We start from the raw sequence: 20,591 nt of genomic DNA, 5'->3' as shown, positions 1-20,591 counted from the left end.
CCCTCCTTGCGGGATGCTCTTCCACCAAAGTAGTTGAATGGTGAACATCCAGCAAGCCATACGCATTCCCCGACCGGTCACCGCCGGAGAAACGCCTGGTCGGAGGGGTGGAGCGGGCCGCGTCAGCCGTACATGCGCCGCATCGCGAAGTCGACCATCTGCTCCACGGCCTTCGCGTCGAAGACCATCCGGTGCTCACCCTCCATGTCGAGGACGAAGCCGTATCCGGTGGGCAGCAGGTCGATCACCTCGGCGCCGGTGATCACGAAGTACTTGGACTCCTTGCCCGCGTACCTGCGCAGCTCCTTCAGCGAGGTGAACATCGGGATCACCGGCTGCTGGGTGTTGTGCAGGGCGAGGAACCCGGGGTTGTCACCACGCGGGCAGTAGACCTTCGACGTGGCGAAGATCTGCTGGAAGTCCTCGGCGGCCATCGACCCGGTGGTGAAGGCCCGCACGCCGTCGGCGAGCGAGGGCGGCGAGGGCTCGGGGTAGAGCGGCTGAGCACCGTAGCCGGGCTGCGGGGCGGCGTACTGCTGCTGGGCGCCCTGGTTCTGGTCATAGCCGTACATGGGCGCAAGAGTACTGAGTAACGACACGTCGGCGCAGGGGCGTTCCCGCCACCGTCCTCGTCACATTCGGCCTCGGGGGGTTGCAACTTATTACCGGCGGGTAGCATCATCGTAGCTACTTGCTGGTATTCGTTACAGGTATGCGTTACGAGAGGGCCGTCGCCATGGGGCACTACAAGTCGAATCTCCGCGACATCGAGTTCAACCTCTTCGAGGTCCTCGGCCGCGACAAGCTGTACGGCACCGGGCCGTTCGCCGAGATGGACGTCGACACCGCGAAGAGCATCCTCGACGAGGTGGCCCGTCTCGCGGAGAACGAGCTCGCCGAGTCCTACGCCGACGCCGACCGCAACCCGCCGGTCTTCGACCCGAAGACCCACACCGCACCCGTGCCGGACACCTTCAAGAAGTCGTACCAGGCGTTCATGGAGTCCGAGTACTGGCGGCTCGGCCTGCCCGAGGAGATCGGCGGCACCACCGCGCCCCGCTCCCTCATCTGGGCGTACGCGGAGCTGCTCCTCGGCGCCAACCCGGCGATCTGGATGTACTCCTCCGGTCCGGCCTTCGCCGGGATCCTCTACGAGGAGGGCACCGAGGAGCAGAAGAAGATCGCCGAGATCGCCGTCGAGAAGCAGTGGGGCTCGACGATGGTCCTCACCGAGCCGGACGCGGGCTCGGACGTGGGCGCCGGCCGGACGAAGGCCGTGCAGCAGGACGACGGCTCCTGGCACATCGAGGGCGTGAAGCGCTTCATCACCTCGGGCGAGCACGACATGTCCGAGAACATCATTCACTACGTCCTGGCCCGCCCCGAGGGCGCCGGCCCCGGCACCAAGGGCCTCTCGCTCTTCATGGTCCCGAAGTTCGAGTTCGACTGGACCACCGGCGAGCTGGGCGAGCGCAACGGCGTCTACGCCACCAACGTCGAGCACAAGATGGGCCTGAAGGCCTCCAACACCTGCGAGATGACCTTCGGCGACCAGCACCCCGCCAAGGGCTGGCTGATCGGTGACAAGCACGAGGGCATCCGTCAGATGTTCCGCATCATCGAGTTCGCCCGGATGATGGTGGGCACCAAGGCCATCGCCACGCTCTCGACCGGCTACCTGAACGCCCTGGAGTACGCCAAGGAGCGCGTCCAGGGCCCCGACCTCGCGCAGTTCATGGACAAGACCGCGCCGAAGGTCACCATCACGCACCACCCCGACGTGCGCCGCTCGCTGATGACGCAGAAGGCGTACGCCGAGGGCATGCGCACCCTGGTCCTCTACACCGCCTCCGTCCAGGACGCGATCCAGGAGAAGGAGGCCGCGGGCGAGGACGCCAAGGCGCTGCACGGCCTCAACGACCTGCTGCTGCCCATCGTGAAGGGGTACGGCTCGGAGAAGTCGTACGAGCAGCTGGCCCAGTCGCTGCAGACCTTCGGCGGCTCCGGCTACCTCCAGGAGTACCCGGTCGAGCAGTACATCCGGGACGCCAAGATCGACACCCTCTACGAGGGCACCACCGCCATCCAGGGCCAGGACTTCTTCTTCCGGAAGATCGTCCGCGACCAGGGCGCGGCGCTGAACACCCTCTCCGAGGAGATCAAGAAGTTCCTGGCGGCCGGTACCGGCGGCGACGAGCTGCACGCCGCCCGTGAGCAGCTCGCCAAGGCGGCCGTGGACCTGGAGGCGATCGTCGGCGCGATGATCACCGACCTCACCTCGACCGGCGAGGACGTCAAGAACATCTACAAGGTGGGCCTCAACACCACCCGCCTGCTGCTCGCCTCCGGCGATGTCGTCGTGGCGTACCTGCTGCTCAGGTCCGCCGCCGTGGCGGGCGAGAAGCTGCCGACGGCCGCCGCCAAGGACAAGGCGTTCTACCAGGGCAAGATCGCGGCTGCGAAGTTCTTCGCGGCGAACATCCTGCCGGACGTGAGTGCGCAGCGCGCGCTCGCCGAGACCGTCGACAACTCCCTGATGGACCTCGACGAGGCCGCCTTCTGACGGCCTGCTGATCACCGTCCGGTCAGCATCCGATCGCCCGCTGATCCAAATCTGACCCAAATCCCGCGGCACCTCGCGGCAGCGGGCCAGGACGCCTTCCACCCGTTCCCGGAACAGGCGCCCTGGCCCGCTTTCGTATGCGATCACCCGCCATTTCCGGCCCGGCAGCCGGAGTTCACGCACCCGCGATTCCGGCATCCCGGTCACCCGGATCGGCCCGGCCCCAGAACGTCCAAGATCGTCCGCGGGCCGGGCGGGCATCCCTGTCCCCGCAGCGAAAGCGAGGCCACAGCCGCGGTCGTTAGGGTGGCTGCATGAGCACATCCGTCCGCTTCGACCGCGGCCACACCGACGACCTGATGACCTTCCTCACGGCCAGCCCCTCGCCGTACCACGCCGTGGCGAACGCCGCCGCGCGCCTGGAGAAGGCAGGCTTCCGCCAGGTCGCGGAGACCGACGCCTGGGACGCCTCCACGGGCGGGAAGTATGTGCTGCGCGGTGGCGCGATCGTCGCCTGGTACGTGCCGGAGAGCGCACAGCCGCACACCCCGTACCGGATCGTCGGCGCGCACACCGACTCCCCGAACCTGCGCGTGAAGCCCCTGCCGGACACCGGCAGCGACGGCTGGCGCCAGGTGGCCGTCGAGATCTACGGCGGCACCCTGCTCAACACCTGGCTGGACCGGGACCTGGGCCTCGCCGGGCGGCTGACCCTGCGCGACGGCAGCCACCGGCTGGTCAATGTGGACCGGGCGCTGCTGCGGGTGCCGCAGCTCGCCATCCACCTCGACCGCTCGGTCCACACCGACGGCCTCAAGCTCGACAAGCAGCGCCACATGCAGCCGATCTGGGGCCTGGGCGACGTCCAGGAAGGCGACCTGATCCGCTTCGTCGCCGAGGAGGCCGGTGTCCAGGCCGAGGACGTGACCGGCTGGGACCTGATGGTCCACCCCACCGAGGCCCCCGGCTACCTGGGCCGCGACCGCGAGCTGCTCGCGGGTCCCCGGATGGACAACCTGCTCTCCGTGCACGCCGCCACGGCCGCGCTGGCCGCCGTGGCCGGTTCCGCTGACGAACTGCCGTACATCCCGGTGATGGCCGCCTTCGACCACGAGGAGAACGGCTCCCAGTCCGACACCGGCGCCGACGGCCCGCTGCTCGGCAACGTACTGGAGCGTTCGGTCTTCGCCCGGGGCGGCGCCTACGAGGACAAGGCCCGCGCGTTCGCCGGGACGGTCTGTCTGTCCTCCGACACCGGCCACGCCGTGCACCCCAACTACAGCGAGCGCCACGACCCCACGCACCACCCGCGCGCCAACGGCGGACCGATCCTCAAGGTCAACGTCAACATGCGGTACGCGACGGACGGCAGCGGCCGGGCGGTGTTCGCCGAGGCCTGCGAGAAGGCCGGGGTGCCGATGCAGAGCTTCGTCTCGAACAACTCCATGCCGTGCGGCACCACCATCGGCCCGATCACCGCGGCCCGGCACGGCATCCGGACCGTCGACATCGGCGTCGCGATCCTCTCCATGCACAGCGCCCGCGAGCTGTGCGGAGCCGACGACCCGTACCTGCTCGCCAACGCGCTGGTCGCGTTCCTGGAGGGCTGACCCCCGGTTCGCTGAACTCCGGTTCGCTGCCCACCGGTTCGCTGAGCTCCGGTTCGCTGACCCCCGGTTCGCTGAACACGATTCACTGAACACCGATGCGCTGAACTCCCGCGCGCCGAGCGGCTGTTCCGGTCACCGGCGGGTGCGCCCGCACGCCCGGAACAGCCGCGCCGCCCGCCCGGAACAGCCGCTCCGGGCGACCCGAGCAGCCGGACCGTACCGCCGGATCAGCAGGTTCGGACCAGGGGCGGGCGAATCCTGCCGGATCCCGCCCGGCCCGCGGGACGTATCCTCGGAAAACTGTCCGGGGGGCCGGTCCGGGGATCTGGGAGACGCCGTGGAGTTCCGCCTGCTCGGGGCAGTCGCAGTGGTGACGGAGACCGGCGACCTCCCGCTGGGACCCGCCAAGCGCGCCGGCGTCCTGGCGACCCTGCTGCTGCGGCCCAACGCGGCCGTGTCCGTGGAACAGCTGATCGCCGCGCTCTGGGAAGAGGCGCCGCCCACCCACGCCAGGACCGTACTGCAGGGCCACGTCTCCCGGCTGCGCGCGCTGCTCTCCACGCACGGCGCCGAGGCGTACGGCGTCGAGCTCGCCACCCAGGGCTCCGCCTACGTGCTCCGGATGCCGGAGTCCCTCCTCGACGCCCACCGCTTCGAGGAGTTGGTGTCGCTCTCCCGGGCCCAGCGCCAGCCCACCGACGCCGTACTGATGCTGCGCGAGGCACTGTCGCTGTGGCAGGGGCCCGCGCTCACCGGGACCGTGGCCAGCGCACCCCTCGAAGCCGCCGCGCACGCCCTGGAGGAGCTGCGGCTCAGCTCGGTGGAGGCGCTCGCCGACGCGTACGGGCAGCTCGGCGAGCACGGACAGGCGGCGGCCGTGCTGCGCACCGAGGCCGTCGTCCACCCGCTGCGGGAATCCCTGGCCGCCGCCCTGATGCTGGCGCTCAGCCGTTCCGGCCAGCAGTCGGACGCGCTGGACTGGTACCACCGCACCCGCAGGCTCCTCGCCGACGAACTGGGCATCGACCCGGGCCCCACGCTCACCGGCGCCTACACCACCATCCTGCGCGCGAAGGAATCCGCACCGCCGCGCGGAGACGCCGCCCTCTCCGCCCGCCCGCGGGTGCCCGATCTGCTGCCCCGGGCGCCCCGCGGCTTCACCGGCCGCGGCGACGAACGCGGCGCGCTGGCCCGCGCGGCGGCCTCCGACGACAGCCCGGTCTGCCTGGTCACCGGACCCGCCGGGGTGGGCAAGACGGCCCTGACCGTGCACTGGGCGCACGAGCGGCGCGCCGACTTCCCCGACGGACGGCTCTTCGCCGACCTCCGCGGTTTCAGCGACACCCCGGCGCTCGAAACCCACGCCGTACTGCGGGAGTTCCTGCTCGCACTGGGCGTCCCCGCCCAGCGGATACCGGCGACGAGCGACTCGATGGGCGCGCTGTACCGGACGCTGACCGGCACCCTGCGGCTCCTCGTCGTCCTGGACAACGCCCGCAACTCCGAACAGGTCCGCCCGCTGCTGCCCGGCGGGGACCACTGCGTCACCCTGGTCACCAGCCGCGACCGGCTCAGCGGCCTCATCGCCTCGGACGCCGCCCGGCCCGTACCGCTGGACCATCTGCCCGCCGCGGACTCGGCGGCGCTGCTCGCCGCCGTGCTCGGCGAGGAACGGGTCGCGGCCGAACCGGCCGCCGCCGCACAGCTGGCCGCCCTCTGCGACGGGCTCCCGCTCGCCCTGCGGGTCACCGCCGCCCGGCTGGCCGGACGCCCGCAGTGGACGCTGGACGCCATGGCCGGTGAGCTGGCCGACGAACAGAACCGGCTGAGCCTCCTCGCCATCGACGACACCGGAGTCTCGGCCGCCCTGCGCCTCACCGTGCAGCAACTACAGGCCAAGGCCGGGCGGATGTTCCGCTGCCTCGGCCTGCACACCGGCCCCGACCTGGACCGCTACACCGCGGGCGCGCTCGCCGGAACCTCCCCCGAGCAGGCCGCAGCCGCCCTGGACCTGCTCGCCGCCGCCCACCTGGTCACCGAGGCGGCGCCCGGCCGCTACACGCTGCACGACCTCGTACGGCTCTACGCCCGCGCACTCGCCCCGGAGGCCGACCCCGAGGGGCTGCCCCGGCTCCTCGACCACTACCTGTACACCGCGCTCGCCGCCGGGGCCGCCGCCGAGCCGGGCAGCCAGCCGTGCTGCGCCCTGCCCACCGGCGCCCGACGGCCGCCCGCGATCCGGGAGTTCCAGCACCGGTCCGCCGCGCTCGCCTGGTACGAGGCCGAGCGGGCCGCGCTGGAGGGCGCCGTCGAGGCCGCCGCCGACGCCGGACTGCACGACCGCGCCTGGCGGCTGGCGCTGCTCCAGTGGCCGCTGATCCTCTGGCGGGTCAGGGACGGCTGGGTCCCGCTCCTCGAACGCGCCCTGGTGTCCGCCCGCCACGAGGCGGACCCCGACGCCCGGTCGCGTACCCACGCCCTGCTCGGCTGGGTGCTGCACATGGACGGCCGGGACGCGGAAGCCCTCGTCCACCTGGAACAGGCCCCCACCCTGGCCGCGCAGGCGGGCGACGTGATCAGCGAGGCCATCGCCCTGCTCAATCTGGCGGTCGTGCTCGACTCCACCGGCGACCACCAGCGCGCCGGTGAACTCCTCGACCAGGCACGGGCGTTGGCCGTCGACGCGCACCACCCGCCGACCGAGATGCTCGCCCTCCAGCACCTGGCCGACCACTGCCTGGCCACCGGCGCGTACGACCTGGCCGCGGAGCACGCCGTCCGCGCCCTGGGCCTCGGGACCTCCCCCGAGGCGGCGGCGAGCCGCGTCCTGCTGCGCACCACGTACGGTGCGGCGCTCGCCGCACTGGACCGCACCGACGAGGCCAGGGCGCAGCTCGAAGCGGCCTCGCGGGAGGCCTGCGCGGTGGGATTCCTGGACGGAGCGGCACTGGCCCAGGAACGGCTGACCGGGCTGTCAGCGGATCGTTAGCGGTACGCAAGCCGGGCGACAGCGGCCCCCCGGAAGCTGGAGTCACCAGGGGATACGCGGCGGGGCCGCGGGGCCTGGCAGCACACCGCGACCGACCAGTTCACCACCGGGGGAACCACATGCGTACGTACCGCAGGAACACCGCACTCGCCGCGACCGCCCTGCTCGCCCTCTCGCTCGGCCTGACGGCCTGCAGTGGCAGTGACAGCACCGCCAAGTCGGACACCACCAAGTCGGATTCCACCAAGTCGGGCGCCGACACCGCGAACACGGCGGGCACCAAGGACGCCAAGGACGCCGCGAACACCTCGGACGCCTCGGGCAAGTCCGGTGGGAGCGGTACGTCGTCGAAGACCGCGTCGGGCACCAACGCGTCCACCACCGGCAAGGCCGGAGCCACCGGCGGCTCGGGCGGCACCGGTTCCGACCGCACCGACTGCACCGCCGGGAAGCTCAGCTTCGGCTTCACCATCGACGCCGGTCACGACCTGTCCCAGGCCAAGGGCAAGGGCGCGGCCCTGGAGGTCACGAACACGTCCAAGACCTCCTGCCTCCTCAACGGCACCCCGCTCCTCTTCGCCACCGCCAAGAGCGGCGCCGAGCTGCGGTCCACGGACAGCGCGAACGCCGGGCAGTCGTTCACCATCAAGCCGGGGCAGCACGCGGTGGTCGCGGTCAAGTACAGCGACACCAACTACACGGGTGCCGCGAGCGACCGCTACAAGTGCCACATCCAGAGCGGCATGGTCGACGTCGTCCTGCCCCGTACGGAGAACCGGACCGCGGTGCTCGTGAAGGACATCGAGGGCAAGTCCGCCACGCTGAACATCTGCGGCAAGGGCTTCACGGCCGGTCCCTTCAGCCCCGAGTACAACTGACCTGTCCCTGAAGGTAGTCGACCAGCCGTCCGCCGCCCGAGCGCACGGCTGGTCCCCTCACAGACGCGGCTGACCAGCCGTCCATCCCCCGCAAGTCACGGCTGGTCAGCCGTCCATCCCCGCGAGCACCAGCGGCAGCCGGGCCGTCCCCTCCTCCGTGACACGGACGGGGACGCCCCAGTCCTGCTGGTGCACATGGCAGGCCGGGTACTCGTTGGCAGGGTCGTCGTCGCAGGACGCGGCCATCGCCGACACGTGCAGGATCCCCTCGGTGACGTCCGGGTTCAGCTCCAGGTCACGGAAGAGATCCGTACCTGCCCCGTCCCCGGCGGCCAGCAGCTCCGGCGGGGTCGAGGAGACCAGCAGCCGGGTGGACGGGCCGTACCGCAGGTCCAGCTTCTGGCCCGCGGGCGCCTGGAAGATCACGTCCACCCGGAGCTTCCCCGGCGCCACATCGGTGGCGGCCCGCTGCGTACGGTGCGCGACGCTCTCCACCTGTACGGCCTCCTCGGGCAGCCGCAGCCGGGTCAGCCGGTGCCGCGCCGACTCCACCACCACGATGTCGTCCCCGACGAGCACCGCGTCGCTCGGCTCCCGCACATCCGTGGCCAGCGTGGTCACTTCACCGGTGGCCGGGTCGTAGCGGCGCAGCGCGTGGTTGTACGTGTCGCACACCGCCACCGAACCGTCGGGCAGCGCGGTCACCCCCAACGGGTGCTGGAGCAGCGCCTGTCCGGCGTCGCCGTCCCGGTGCCCGAAGTCGAAGAGCCCGGTGCCGACGGCGGTGTGCACGGCCCCTTCGAGGTCGATCCACCGCAGTGCGGAGTTCTCCGAGTCGGCGATCCACAGCCGGTCCGCGGTGGCCGCGAGCCCGGACGGCTGCGCGAACCAGGCCTCGGCGGCCGGTCCGTCGACGAGCCCCTCGTTGGTGGTCCCGGCGGCGACCTCGACGGTTCCGGTCCCCGGGTCGTACGTCCAGAGCTGGTGCACCCCCGCCATCGCGATCCACAGCCGCCCGCCGAACCAAGCGAGGTCCCAGGGCGACGACAGCGCGACCTCGGTGGCGGGCCCGCTGGTCGGCGCGCCCTGCCACCACTGCTTCCCGGTCCCGGCGATCAGCTCGATGTCGCCGCTCTCCGGGTCGTAGGTACGGACGGCGTGGTGCACGGTGTCGGCGACCGCGACCTTCCCGTCGGGCAGCAGCGCCAGCCCCTGCGGCTCGTTGAAGACACCACCCCCGCCGATCCGCCGTACGACGGTCTCGCCGTCCGGCGCCAGCTCGACCAGCTGATGCCGGGTGGTGTCCGAGACCAGCAGATTCCCGCCCGGCAGCGCGAGGACCTTCCCGGGGAACCGCAGATCGGTCGCGACCGGCTCGGGCGCGACGTACGGCCCGTCCCCGCGCCGCAGCGTCCCCTTGGCCCCGTGCTCGGCCTCCAGCTCGGTGACCAGCGTCTCGATCGCGTGCGCATGCCCCTCGCCGGCGTGCTGCGCGACGATGTACCCCTCGGGATCGATGACGACGAGCGTCGGCCAGGCCCGGACGGCGTACTGCTTCCAGGTGGCCAGCTCGGGGTCGTCGAGCACGGGGTGATGCACCCCGTACCGCTCGACGGCGTCGACGACGGCCTCGTGGTCGGCCTCGTGCACGAACTTCGGGGAGTGCACGCCGATGATCACGACGGTGTCGCTGTGCTTCTGCTCCAGCTCGCGCAGCTCGTCGAGGACGTGCAGGCAGTTGATGCAGCAGAACGTCCAAAAATCGAGAATGACGATGCGCCCTCGCAGGTCAGCGAGGGTGTAGTCGACCCCACCGGTGTTGAGCCAGCCGCCCTTGCCGATCAGCTCGGGGGCGCGGACTCGGGCGCGGCGGGGGGTGGCGGGGGCTGGGGTCGCATCGTTCATGCTTCAAGGGTGCCATCCGGCCGTGACGGCCGGATCACGGCCGTACGACGCGGGTCACGTCTGCGGGCGGTACGGACCACTCCCGTCCTCCGCCCTCGGGCCACAGGAACGCGACAGCCCGCTTACGGCGCTTCCCGGGAGCCTCAGCGGGGTCTTCGTAGTCCCCGATCACGTCCCGCAGGATGCCGACACGCCCCGCTACGTCCTCCACACGCTGACCGATATCGGCCCGCGTGATCACTCGTGCCCCTCCGGATGCCTCCGCATGAAGACGTTGCAGTCGGACACCGTCGTCATGTCGCCCACTGCCCGCGCACGCGCACGCATCTCAGCCAGTTCACCGCAGCCGACGCACCCTGCCACCGGGGTCGGCTCACGATCCGTGCACATCGGCAGTTCCACCGGTGCGGTGCTGTACGTCGTCGGCTCTGTCATGCAGCGATCGTCGCTTCCTGCGCACGGACGGAGGAACCTCGTACGTTTCCCACTTCGGGACGTCCCGCAACTGCTGAACGTCCCAGGAAATGCCCACAGTCAGGAGGCACCGTCCATGTCGAACGAACGCCTGAGGGCTGCGATGGCCTCCGGCGGATGGACGCACGCGTCCTTGGCCTGCGCGACAGATGTCGATCCGAAATCCGTGGAACGCTGGGTCAATCTCGGTCGTACACCGCGTCGGACGACTGCACTCAAAGCCGCACACAGACTCGGCGAGGATGTCCACGCCCTCTGGCCGGCGCTACGACAGCCTCGTGCGGCGCGGGCCGTCAGCCAAGAACTTGTGGCCCTGTACGACCAGCGGGCAGACCTGCCCGTGTCCGTGTTCGTGGATCTCTTCGCAGCCGCGCGGGAACGCATCGACGTGCTCGTGTACGCAGCCGTGTTCCTGCATGAGGCGTACCCCCGCTTCAACGATCTTCTCCGGGAGCGAGCCGCGGAAGGCTGCGCCGTCAGGATCGCCGTGGGTGACGCCGACAGTGAGACCGTCCGGCAGCGCGGGCGGGAGGAGGAGTTCGGGCATGGCATCGAATCCCGCTGCCGCCTGGCGCTCATGCACTACGGGCCCTTGGCGAAGGTGCCGGGGATCGAACTGCGGACACATGGGACCGCGCTCTACAACAGTCTGTACCGGGCGGACGACCAGGCGTTGGTCAATGCTCACGCCTGGGGCGTGAACGCGTACCGGGCGCCTGTATGGCACCTTCGACGCAGCGCTGACGGGGGCATGCTCGACACGTACGCGCACAGCTTCGACGCCGTGTGGGAGACCGCCCGGCCCGTGGAAGGGTGAGCCGATGGCACGGACCGAGTACTACGACGACCCGAACGCGCCGGAGCCCAACAGCCTGGTGGTGGCGGCCTCCGCCGTGGTGACCGACGGCCAGGGACACATCCTGCTCCAGCGGCGCCGTGACAACGACTTGTGGGCGCTGCCCGGCGGTGGGATGGACATGGGGGATTCGCTGCCCGGAACGGCCGTCCGGGAAGTGAAGGAAGAAACCGGACTCGATGTCGAGATCACGGGGCTTGTCGGCACGTACACCGATCCTCGGCACGTCATCGCGTACAGCGACGGGGAGGTTCGGCGGCAGTTCAACGTGTGCTTCACGGCGCGCGTCGTCGGTGGCACTCTTGCCATCTCGGACGAGAGCACCCAACTCCGCTTCGTGGCACCGGCCGAACTCGACGCGCTACCCATGCACCACACCCAGCGGCTTCGGCTCCGGCACTTCCTGGCACACCGGCCCACGCCGTACCTCGGGTAGCCCGGAGGGAAGAGATCGCCCAAACCGAGTGAGCGGCCTTGCTCCGGATCACAGGGGGCGTACCAGCAACCTCACCCCACACTTCTTCTGGGCCCCTTTGCCAGAATCACGGGATGAGTGAATCCGCAGGGCCAGGGCGGCAGATCGAACGAGACAACCTCGCAGAGCTGATTGCCGCGAACGAGGAGATCCACGGCGCTCTGACATCGGGGGAGATCGAGGCCGCCGAGAGGGAGATGTACGGCACTGCGCAGTCGGGCAGGGCGGACGCCGAGTGAACGGCCTCTGAATTGCGGGCAGTCAGTCCCGGCCCTGACGTTCGTCCCGCAATCCCCGTATGAGGGAGGCTAGCCCGGCAGGAGTGGCCGTGAGTATGTCAGCGGGGGCGTCGCTCTCCCGGAGGCGGACCGTGCCGTTCACGGCGGCGAGTTCGACGCACTCCCCTCCGTCCCCCGCCCCGGAGAACGAAGACTTCTGCCACACACAGGGTTGTGTCATCTGCGGAACTCTCAAATCTGACGCATCAGTTGATAGATGAGGGCTCTGGACTCTACGACTCCCAGCGCCGCGTCTTCCAGCCTGGCGAGAAAGCCTCGGTAGCGCTGCAACTGCGCCTCGGCGTCCAGGAACGCCGACCCGTGCGCGGTCTCCACGAGGACGGTGTCGAGCTGCGGGACCGGCCCGCCCGCGAACAGCATCGGGTACCCGATACCGGCGAACCCGTCCAGGTCGAACGGCACGATACGAACGTCGATCCGCGCACGTTCCGACTGCTCTCCTCACCGAGCACCGCCTGCCCGGCCTCGCCGATCTCGCCGAGCTGCTGGCCTCCGAGCTGATCGGGAACGCCGTCGCCCACACCGAGGGACCGGCCGCACTGCGCCTGTTGTGCGCGAAGGGCACTCTCCGTATCGGCGCCTGGGACACCGACCCCAGGCCGCCGGACCCGTACACTCCGGGCACCGACGACGAGCACGGGCGGGTGCTCGGACTGGTACGGGCCTGCGCCGACCGCTGGGGCTGGTTCCCGCTCACCGGTGCCGCCTTCGGGTCCGCCGGGAAGTACGTCTGGTGCGAGTTATCCACAGGCTACTGCTCTCCAACAGGCCTGGCGGTAACGTCATCTGCATGAAATTCCTCGTGCGCGACCGCATCTTCGACATCGGTGAGGACTACTGGATCGAGGACGAGCACGGCCAGAAGGCCTACCTCGTCGACGGCAAGGTTCTCCGTATCCGGGACACCCTGGAGCTGAAGGACCTCGACCACCGGGTGCTGATCACGCTCAAGGAGAAGCTGATCGCCATCAGCGACACCATGACCCTGAAGCGGGACGGCGAGGAGATCGCCACCGTCAGGAAGAAAAAGCTCACGGTGCTGCACGACCACTACCGCGTCAAACTGGTCGACGGCACGGAGCTGGAGGTCAGCGGGAACATCCTGGACCGTGAGTTCGCGGTCGAGTACGAGAACGAGCTGCTGGCCGACATCTCGAAGAAGTGGTTCAGCGTGCGCGACGCGTACGCGGTCAATGTGGTCCGTGAGGACTCCGACCCGGCGCTGATGATCGCCATCGCGGTCTCCGTGATCCACATGCACGAGAAAGAGCACGAGAAGCACGAAAAGCACGAGAAGGAGCACGAGGGGCACTGACGCCGGGGGGAGCACTGACGCCGGTGCACCGGGTCGGGCAACGGCCCCTTCGGGGGCCGTGATCTCGCCGTCTCAGTAATCTCGCGGCTGTCCGGGGGACTTGGTGGCCATCATGTACGCCTGCGGACCCTTCTCGTCCCGGTTCGCCTCGCGCAGCAGCCGGGACTCCACCGTGAATCCCGCCCCGGCGAGCATGTCGGCGACCCGGTCCGGCGGCAGCCAGTGGACGTCGAGCGACAGGGGGTGGCCGTAGGCGTGGTCCAGGTGGCGGAGTTCGTCGCCCGCCTTGAAGGCGAGCAGCAGTCGGCCGCCCGGCGCCAGCACCCGGTGGAATTCGGCGAACACCCCCGGCAGCAGCTCGGGCGGCGTGTGGATGACGGAGTACCAGGCGACCACGCCGCGCAGTGCGGCGTCCTCGATGTCGAGGGCCGTGCGGGTTCGGTCATGGCGGGCCACCGTAGTGCCCGGACCGGGCCACCGTTGCGCCCGGTCCGCACCGCCGTCGCGTCAGCTCAAGGGCTCGTCAGCTCCGGTGCTGCGGTGACTGTGCCGATGACAGTGGTGACTGTGCCGGTGACAGTGACGGCGGGGCCAGGCCCAGCCTCCGGTCCTTCAGGGCCGGGAACTGCTCGCGGGTCCTGGCGACGAGTGACGGATCCAGCTCCACCGTCAGGACCTGCTCGTCGGCACCCGCCTCGGCCAGCACCTCGCCCCACGGGTCGACGACGATGCTGTGGCCCGCCTGCTGGACGCCCGCGTGCGTACCGGCGGTGCCGCAGGCCAGGACGTACGACTGGTTCTCCACCGCGCGGGCCTGCGCGAGCAGCGTCCAGTGGGCGCGGCGGCGTTCGGGCCAGCCCGCCGGGATCACCAGGAGCTGGGCGCCCGCGTCGGTGAGCGCACGGAAGAGTTCGGGGAAGCGCAGGTCGTAACAGGTCGCCAGGCCGACCGTGGCCGCCGGGAGGTCCACCGTCACCGGCTGCTCGCCCGCCGCCATCAGGACCGCCTCGCCCTTGTCGAAGCCGAAGCGGTGGATCTTGCGGTAGACGGCGACCCGCTCGCCCTCGGGGGAGAAGACCAGGGAGGTGTTGTAGAGCGATCCGTCCGGAGCGCGCTCCACGATCGAGCCCGCGTGCAGCCAGACCGCCGCGTCGGATGCCGCCTTCGCCATCGCCTCGTGCGTGGGGCCGTCGAGCGGTTCGGCCTCGGCCGCGAACGACTCGAACGCGAAGGCGCCCACCGGCCAGAGCTCGGGCAGGACGACGAAATCCGCACCCGACTGTTCCCGTACGAGATCCGCCACCCGCAAGCGGCGCGAATCGGGCGATTCGGCTGGATTCACAGCGATCTGGAGGAGAGAGGCGCGCACACTACCACCGTCCTGGCATTCGAGCCGTCAACGCGGGCCTACGATCGTCACACGAAAGCACTGCCGGGGTGCCACTGGGCAGCGTACTGTGCCTTTCCGGGGGATGCCCCCAGGACCCCCAGCAGCGCCTCAGACACCACCACGCCGCCGTACCGCAGAACACCGCTCCGAGGGGTCCCGTGACTGTCCATCCAAGCCTTCAGACCTATGCCGACGCCTGGACCGAGTCCGTAGAGGCCATAGTCGGGTTGGTGACGCCACTCGTCGAGGGCGAGTGGAACCGCGGTACCCCCTGCCCCAACTGGTCCGTCCGGGACATCATTTCCCACATCATCGGCATGGAGAGCGAAATGCTCGGGGATCCGCGGCCGATCCATACGCTGCCGCGCGACCTGTTCCATGTGAAGACCGACCTCCAGCGGTACATGGAGATGCAGGTCGACGTACGGCGCCACCACACCTCGCCGGAGATGACGGCGGACCTGGAGTACACGATCATCCGGCGCTCGCGGCAGCTGCGGAACGAGACCCGGAAGCCGGACACCATGGTCCGCGCGCCGCTCGGTGCGGAGCAGACCCTGGAACTGGCCATGCGGATGCGCGCGTTCGACGTCTGGGTGCACGAGCAGGATCTGCGCACCACACTGGGCAAGCCGGGCAATCTGGACTCGGCGGGCGCCTACGTCGCCCGTGACGTCTTGGTACAGGGGCTGCCGAAGGTGGTCGCCAAGGAGGCGGGCGCGCCGCACGGTTCCGCGGTCGTCTTCGACATCACCGGGGACGTCGAGTTCATGCGTACGGTCCGGGTGGACGCCGAGGGCAAGGGCACGGTCGACGGTTCGCCCTCGCTGGGTCCCGCGGTGACGATCGCCATGGACTGGGACATCTACTTCCGGCTGGCCTGCGGGCGGGTCCGGCCGACGGCGGTCGCCGACCAGATCAAGGCCGAGGGCGACCAGGAGTTGGCGGCGGCGATCCTCCAGGCGTTCGCGGTGACGCCGTAAGCCACTGCCGGGCGCGTGGCGAGCGGGCCTACGCCGGGACGTGCACCGCCTCCACCCGGCTGGTCACCAGCCGCTCGCTCTCCCGTCGCGTGGTGCGCCGGTGCAACCGGAGGATCTGGGTGACGCCCAGCGCCTCCAGGACGAAGACGGAACAGAAGGCGATCCGGTAGTTGTCGTCGGTCGCGTCCAGCAGGATGCCGACCACGAGCAGCGTCGTCATCGAGGCGACGAAACCACCCATGTTGACGATGCCGGACGCGGTGCCCTGGCGCTCCGGCGGGTTGGCGGGGCGCGCGAAGTCGAAGCCGATCATCGAGGCGGGGCCGCAGGCACCGAGCACGGTGCACAGGGTCAGCAGCAGCCACATCGGCGCGCGGTCGCCGGGGTAGGCGAGGGTGGCCGCCCAGAACAGTGCGGTGGCGCCCACCGTGGACAGGGCGATCGGGGCGCGCGCGCCCTGGTGCCGGGCGATGATCTGCCCGTACACCAGGCCCACGGCCATGTTCGAGAGCACGATCAGGGTGAGCAGTTCACCCGCGGTGGACCGGGACAGATGCTCAGCCTCGACGAGGAACGGCATCCCCCACAGCAGCAGGAAGAACATCGCGGGGAACTGGGTGGTGAAGTGCACCCACATCCCCAGCCGGGTGCCGGGCTCACGCCAGGAGGCGGCGATCTGCCGACGCACGGAGGCGGCTCCGGCGTGCTGGGCGGGCGGCGGTTCGAAGCCCTCGGGGTGGTCCTTCAGGAAGAGCAGCATCACGACCAGGACGAGCACCCCGGCGAGCGAGCTGCCCGCGAAGGTGGCGGTCCAGCCGAGGCCGTGCAGCGTCCGGGAGATGACGACGGTCGAGACCAGGTTGCCCGCCATGCCGACCAGACCGGCGAGTTGGGCCACCATCGGGCCGCGCCGCGCGGGGAACCAGCGGCTGCCGAGCCGCAGCACGCTGATGAAGGTCATGGCGTCACCGCAGCCGAGCAGGGCGCGGGAGGCGAGGGCCGTTCCGTACGTGGGCGAGAGGGCGAAGCCGAGCTGACCCAGCGTGAACAGCACCACCCCGATGGTCAGCACCTTCTTGGTGCCGAGCCGGTCGACGAGCAGGCCGACGGGTATCTGCATCCCCGCGTAGACGAGCAGCTGGAGTATGGAGAAGGTGGACAGGGCCGAGGCGTTGACGTGGAAACGGTCGGCGGCGTCCAGGCCCGCCACACCCAGGCTGGTACGGAAGACGATCGCCACGAAGTAGACGGCGACGCCGATCGACCACACGGCGACGGCGCGCCGGCCACCGGGGGGATCGCCGGGTATGCCGGGCGGATCACCGGGTGTGACGGCGCTCATCGGTCCTCCCCGCGGGCCAGGTTCCGGATCCGGGTCACGTGCCGGCGGACCACGGCGACGGCGCCGTCGGCGTCCCCGCCGCGCAGGGCTTCGAGGATCTCGCCGTGCTCGGCGAGCGTGGTGGCGGTCCGGTCGGGATGCGCGTGGAGAACGGCGACGCCCATGCGCAGCTGCCGGTCGCGCAGCTGGTCGTAGAGCCGGGACAGGATCTCGTTCCCGGCGCTGCGGACGATCTCCGCATGGAAACAGCGGTCGGTGCGCGCGGCCGCGGCCAGATCGCCGGACTCCACCTGCGCGGTCTGCTCGGCCAGCAGCTCGGCCAGCCGCTCGATGAGCCGGGGCGCGGCGGGTACGGCCTTGCGGGCGGCGAATTCCTCGACCAGCAGCCGGGTCTCGACGACGTCGTGGATCTCCTGCGCGGAAACGGCGAGGACCAGGGCGCCCTTCTTCGGGTACAGCTTGATGAGCCCCTCGACCTCCAGCTTGAGCAGCGCCTCACGCACGGGCGTACGGGACACCCCCACGGCCTCGGCGAGCTCACCCTCGGTGAGGAGAGTGCCGCCCTCGTAGTGACGGTCGAGTACGGCCTGCTTGACGTGCGCGTAGACGCGCTCGGCGGCGGGGGGCTGTTTCAGTGGAGCGATGGGCATGCGCACAGCATAGATACAACAGGTATGCGTCGGGGAGGGCCGTCCGGATGATGGGACGGGTGGTCGCGTCGCGGACGCAACCGGGGGCCAATCAGCTCTTCATACGGTTAATGGCGATCCTCCGCAGCAGAATCCGCCCCTTTCACTCACAATCATGAACATTGCGGCGTCCGCTGGCATATGCGCTTTGGCCGGCTCTACGTTCCGCGTGGAGGTGGTTCGCATGAGCGATCACAACATCGATCACAGCAAGCGGTCGGAACCGGCTGCGCGGCCCGACGCGATCGACATCAGCGACTTCGTGTACGGGGCGACGGGGGCGCGGATCAGGCGGCTGACGATGCCGGACGGGAGTCACTGGTTTCCGGCTGTCGATGTCTGCAAGCACCTGGGGTACACCACAACCCGGAACGCGCTTGTCGACCACGTGCCCGAAGAACATCGAGACTTTCTTGAGACAGTGTCGGGACGACACTGTCTCAGCATTCCCGCAGGTAGAGAGTGGCGACGAGATCTGCAACTCATCAATCTCCAAGGGGTGATCCTCCTGGTCAACGCCTGCAGGCGGCCGGAGTGCAGGCCGTTCAAGAAGTGGGTCGCCGAAGTGATCAGGACAGTCCAGCGGGAGGGGTCCTACTCCTTGCCCACAGTTGAGGCCGAGCCGCTACCTACGTCCGGTCCTGTCACCTACGCCATACCGGAACAGGTCGCAGAAGCGATCGTCCGCCTGGAGGAACGCAACATGCGGCTGGACGAAGAATTCGCAGCCGTACAGCGTGAACGCCTCGCGATGGAGCGAGAACATCTCGCCCTGCAACGCGAAACCCTTTCCGTGCAGAGGGAGATGCTCTTCGCCCAGCGGGAGTTGGGCGTCGCACAGCAGGCCACCGCTCAGTCCACCAGGCGGATCGCGGACCGGCTGGGCGAACGGCGTCCAGCGCAACCGGGACCGACACCGGCACCGGCACCGGGCCCTCGCCCCGAACGCCCCACGGCGGAAGCCGTACTGGCGAGCTGGAAGACGCGTATGTCGGTGACCGAGGACGTCTGGGCCGTGGCCGTCACCATCGCCCCGGCCCTGGCCGACGACGGCGAGCTGCGGATGCCCCTGGAATCCATCGCGGCCAAGACCGGCCTGTCGGTCCACCGCGTCAACGAGTGCCTGCGGTTCATGCGCAAACACGCCTGCATCCACCCGGCCGGGGCATCGCCGGAAGGGGCTCCGGTGTACGTACTGAACCCGACGGCCGTCAGCCTCGGCCTCGATCTCGGTTGAAGGTGGCGGCGTCACACACCGGACTTGCCGGAATTCAGGACATCGGCACGTACTCCACGGCGCTGTTCTCGTCCGGCTTGTTGTCCGGACCCGGTTTGCCGAGGAATCCCCAGGCGGTCTGGTGAACGTTCCTCCGGTCCACCTGAACGCGGTTGATCCACTGGCTCAGCTCGATCGGACCCGAGCGGGAGAAGATCGGATCGATGACCATGACCCCGTCCGTGGTCGTCACCGAGGCCGCGACGTGGTGGTTCCACTGGTGACTCGCGTTCAGCCGGGCGCCTGAAGACGTGGCCCACTGCTTCGAGAGTTGGTGGGCGGCGATCGCCGGGGAACGCTGGGCGATGGCCAGGCAGATCGCGTGGGCCCGGTCCTCACAACCGTCCTGTCCCACCTGACCGCCGCTGCCGAAGGCGGGAGCAAGCTGCGGCCACATGTCCTGGAGGGTCTTTGCGCTCGGAGGGCCTGCGGATGGAAGCTCCTCGGCAAGGAAGGTGAGCTGATCGTCGAGCTTCGCCAGATACTTGGACTTCGCCGGGCTGTCCGGTTTCCTGCTGACGAGCCTGATGGCCTCGTGCACGGTCTCCACCGACCGCATGGGAGCCAGGTTCCGCAGCAGGGAAAGAATGGCCAGCTTGTCCACAACGGTCTGCTTGATGTGCTCGGGAGCACCCTTTTCGTCCATCTGCTCCAGCAGTCCGGTCAACCGGTCCTGCTCGTTGCCGAGCTGGTGCACGTTCCGCGCCGAGAACGGATCCTCCACTTCCTCCTCGGAGGAAGTCTCCACATCCGAGGAGGACGACGCGGCTTCCCGCACCTGCTTCGACGGCTCCTGGCCCTCCGGTGATCCGGACCTCTTGCGCTTGTCGCCCGGCGCCTGCATGCGCTGGATCACCGCGTTGACCGCCGCATTGCCCGCACTGCCCCCGAACGCCGGCACGTCCGAGGGGTGGGTGGGCCGGGGGGAACCCGGCCGCGCGGTCGGGTGTCCCGCCCGGTCCGGAGCGGGCTTCAGCACGCGGGCTGTCCCCCGCGCATATGTCTCGTCACGAGCCGACCGGCGCATCAACCGCTCCCCTTCTCCGCCGTACGACGGGCTGACCTTCCATCATCACGGACTCCGGCGGGGCCTGTCACCGTCCACCAGGGCAGACCTCCGGGGCAATCCGTCCGCCACATCTGTGGAGAGTGGGCAGGATTCCGACCACTGTGTCCGGTCGTCGGCGGTCAGGAAGTTGCGCAGCTCGCTATGTGGACACGAAACGCGTCCCACGCGGCGGGCGTCATCCGGACAGCGGGACCCGTCACGTCCATCGTCCGCCACGCGACAACGGGCCTCGCCGACCTGGGCCGATGTGGTCCCGAGCGCCCTGGTCGAGTGCGCGGGGCCGTGCACACAGCGCGGCCCCCGGACGCGTCTCGCGTCCGGGGGCCGGTCAGCTGCTCGGGCCACTGCGCCCGGCTACGCCCAGGTGATCAGCCGCTTCGGCTGTTCCAGGACTGCTGCGATGTCGGCGAGGAACTTCGAGCCGAGTTCGCCGTCGATGAGGCGGTGGTCGAAGGAGAGCGCCAGGGTGGTGACCTGG

Annotated in this window: 22 protein-coding genes; 10 read left to right on the top strand and 12 right to left on the bottom strand. The window is 69.8% G+C overall.

The genetic code is table 11. The annotated features are described in order from the left end of the window. Positions 1-122: 122 nt before the first annotated feature. A complete protein-coding gene (locus NBY69_RS20290) occupies positions 123-572 on the bottom strand; it encodes an SseB family protein (protein ID WP_250302456.1) in 450 nt (149 codons plus the stop codon). Positions 573-736: 164 nt separating this feature from the next. On the opposite strand from NBY69_RS20290, the gene NBY69_RS20285 reads away from it, so the two are divergent. The 4 genes from NBY69_RS20285 to NBY69_RS20270 all read left to right on the top strand — a co-directional run bounded on the left by NBY69_RS20285 (position 737) and on the right by NBY69_RS20270 (position 8,040). After that, positions 737-2,563: an acyl-CoA dehydrogenase gene (locus NBY69_RS20285; RefSeq protein ID WP_250302461.1), complete on the top strand. Its 1,827-nt coding sequence runs from the start codon at positions 737-739 to the stop codon at positions 2,561-2,563. 314 nt (positions 2,564-2,877) lie between these two features. Next, positions 2,878-4,173, top strand: coding sequence for a M18 family aminopeptidase (locus NBY69_RS20280; RefSeq protein ID WP_250302455.1), 1,296 nt, complete (start codon positions 2,878-2,880; stop codon positions 4,171-4,173). 337 nt (positions 4,174-4,510) lie between these two features. Next, complete coding sequence (locus tag NBY69_RS20275; protein WP_250302454.1) at positions 4,511-7,162, top strand: BTAD domain-containing putative transcriptional regulator; 2,652 nt, start codon at positions 4,511-4,513, stop codon at positions 7,160-7,162. Positions 7,163-7,281: 119 nt separating this feature from the next. After that, entirely contained in the window at positions 7,282-8,040 is a 759-nt protein-coding gene (locus NBY69_RS20270; protein ID WP_250302453.1) for a DUF4232 domain-containing protein, read from the top strand. A gap of 105 nt (positions 8,041-8,145) precedes the next feature. Here NBY69_RS20270 and NBY69_RS20265 read toward each other — a convergent pair whose 3' ends face one another. The 3 genes from NBY69_RS20265 to NBY69_RS20255 are packed head-to-tail and all read right to left on the bottom strand — an operon-like array spanning position 8,146 to position 10,380. After that, complete coding sequence (locus NBY69_RS20265) at positions 8,146-9,945, bottom strand: NHL domain-containing thioredoxin family protein (RefSeq protein ID WP_250302452.1); 1,800 nt, start codon at positions 9,943-9,945, stop codon at positions 8,146-8,148. 34 nt (positions 9,946-9,979) lie between these two features. Beyond that, the gene (locus NBY69_RS20260) at positions 9,980-10,156 is read right to left on the bottom strand and encodes a hypothetical protein (RefSeq protein WP_250302451.1); all 177 of its coding nucleotides are present in this window, start codon (positions 10,154-10,156) and stop codon (positions 9,980-9,982) included. 26 nt (positions 10,157-10,182) lie between these two features. Then, the gene (locus tag NBY69_RS20255) at positions 10,183-10,380 is read right to left on the bottom strand and encodes a hypothetical protein (RefSeq protein WP_250302450.1); all 198 of its coding nucleotides are present in this window, start codon (positions 10,378-10,380) and stop codon (positions 10,183-10,185) included. Between the two features lie 115 nt (positions 10,381-10,495). Here NBY69_RS20255 and NBY69_RS20250 point away from each other — a divergent pair, with 115 nt between their 5' ends. The 3 genes from NBY69_RS20250 to NBY69_RS20240 all read left to right on the top strand — a co-directional run bounded on the left by NBY69_RS20250 (position 10,496) and on the right by NBY69_RS20240 (position 11,989). Further along, entirely contained in the window at positions 10,496-11,236 is a 741-nt protein-coding gene (locus NBY69_RS20250) for a helix-turn-helix domain-containing protein (RefSeq protein ID WP_250302449.1), read from the top strand. 4 nt (positions 11,237-11,240) lie between these two features. Then, complete coding sequence (locus tag NBY69_RS20245; protein ID WP_250302448.1) at positions 11,241-11,711, top strand: NUDIX domain-containing protein; 471 nt, start codon at positions 11,241-11,243, stop codon at positions 11,709-11,711. 113 nt (positions 11,712-11,824) lie between these two features. Then, positions 11,825-11,989 (top strand): hypothetical protein, encoded by a 165-nt coding sequence (locus NBY69_RS20240; protein ID WP_250302447.1) that lies wholly within the window; start codon positions 11,825-11,827, stop codon positions 11,987-11,989. A gap of 22 nt (positions 11,990-12,011) precedes the next feature. Here NBY69_RS20240 and NBY69_RS20235 read toward each other — a convergent pair whose 3' ends face one another. Further along, positions 12,012-12,209: a DUF397 domain-containing protein gene (locus NBY69_RS20235; RefSeq protein ID WP_250302446.1), complete on the bottom strand. Its 198-nt coding sequence runs from the start codon at positions 12,207-12,209 to the stop codon at positions 12,012-12,014. Between the two features lie 11 nt (positions 12,210-12,220). Continuing rightward, entirely contained in the window at positions 12,221-12,451 is a 231-nt protein-coding gene (locus tag NBY69_RS20230) for a Scr1 family TA system antitoxin-like transcriptional regulator (RefSeq protein WP_250302445.1), read from the bottom strand. A 388-nt stretch (positions 12,452-12,839) separates the two neighbouring features. Here NBY69_RS20230 and NBY69_RS20220 point away from each other — a divergent pair, with 388 nt between their 5' ends. Beyond that, positions 12,840-13,364 carry an LURP-one-related/scramblase family protein gene (locus NBY69_RS20220; RefSeq protein ID WP_250302444.1) on the top strand — a complete coding sequence of 175 codons (525 nt, stop codon included), beginning with the start codon at positions 12,840-12,842 and terminating at the stop codon, positions 13,362-13,364. 72 nt (positions 13,365-13,436) lie between these two features. Here NBY69_RS20220 and NBY69_RS20215 read toward each other — a convergent pair whose 3' ends face one another. Together NBY69_RS20215 and NBY69_RS20210 are read right to left on the bottom strand one after the other, a co-directional pair. Continuing rightward, positions 13,437-13,820 carry a class I SAM-dependent methyltransferase gene (locus NBY69_RS20215; RefSeq protein ID WP_250302443.1) on the bottom strand — a complete coding sequence of 128 codons (384 nt, stop codon included), beginning with the start codon at positions 13,818-13,820 and terminating at the stop codon, positions 13,437-13,439. 67 nt (positions 13,821-13,887) lie between these two features. After that, positions 13,888-14,733: a carbon-nitrogen family hydrolase gene (locus NBY69_RS20210; protein WP_250302442.1), complete on the bottom strand. Its 846-nt coding sequence runs from the start codon at positions 14,731-14,733 to the stop codon at positions 13,888-13,890. Positions 14,734-14,912: 179 nt separating this feature from the next. Between NBY69_RS20210 and NBY69_RS20205 the strand changes: the two genes are divergently transcribed. Next, positions 14,913-15,737: a maleylpyruvate isomerase family mycothiol-dependent enzyme gene (locus tag NBY69_RS20205; RefSeq protein ID WP_250302441.1), complete on the top strand. Its 825-nt coding sequence runs from the start codon at positions 14,913-14,915 to the stop codon at positions 15,735-15,737. Between the two features lie 28 nt (positions 15,738-15,765). On the opposite strand, the gene NBY69_RS20200 is transcribed toward NBY69_RS20205, so the two are convergent. Beyond that, positions 15,766-17,079, bottom strand: a complete 1,314-nt coding sequence (locus NBY69_RS20200) for a nitrate/nitrite transporter (RefSeq protein WP_250302440.1) — start codon at positions 17,077-17,079, stop codon at positions 15,766-15,768. Next, complete coding sequence (locus tag NBY69_RS20195; protein ID WP_250302439.1) at positions 17,076-17,729, bottom strand: GntR family transcriptional regulator; 654 nt, start codon at positions 17,727-17,729, stop codon at positions 17,076-17,078. Before NBY69_RS20195 ends, NBY69_RS20200 begins: the two co-directional genes overlap by 4 nt. 223 nt (positions 17,730-17,952) lie before the next feature. Here NBY69_RS20195 and NBY69_RS20190 point away from each other — a divergent pair, with 223 nt between their 5' ends. Next, positions 17,953-19,005: a Bro-N domain-containing protein gene (locus tag NBY69_RS20190; protein ID WP_250302460.1), complete on the top strand. Its 1,053-nt coding sequence runs from the start codon at positions 17,953-17,955 to the stop codon at positions 19,003-19,005. 34 nt (positions 19,006-19,039) lie between these two features. Here the strand turns inward: NBY69_RS20190 and NBY69_RS20185 are convergent, their stop codons facing one another. Together NBY69_RS20185 and NBY69_RS20180 are read right to left on the bottom strand one after the other, a co-directional pair. After that, complete coding sequence (locus NBY69_RS20185) at positions 19,040-20,023, bottom strand: protein-glutamine glutaminase family protein (protein WP_250302438.1); 984 nt, start codon at positions 20,021-20,023, stop codon at positions 19,040-19,042. 444 nt (positions 20,024-20,467) lie between these two features. After that, the coding region (locus NBY69_RS20180) for a 2-oxo acid dehydrogenase subunit E2 (RefSeq protein ID WP_250302459.1) at positions 20,468-20,591 on the bottom strand (124 nt) is incomplete at its 5' end.

The organism is Streptomyces sp. A 4/2, assembly GCF_940670765.1.
GTDB lineage: Bacteria > Actinomycetota > Actinomycetes > Streptomycetales > Streptomycetaceae > Streptomyces.
Note: the sequence above shows the minus strand (reverse complement) of the source record. Positions and strands in the feature narration are given on the sequence as shown.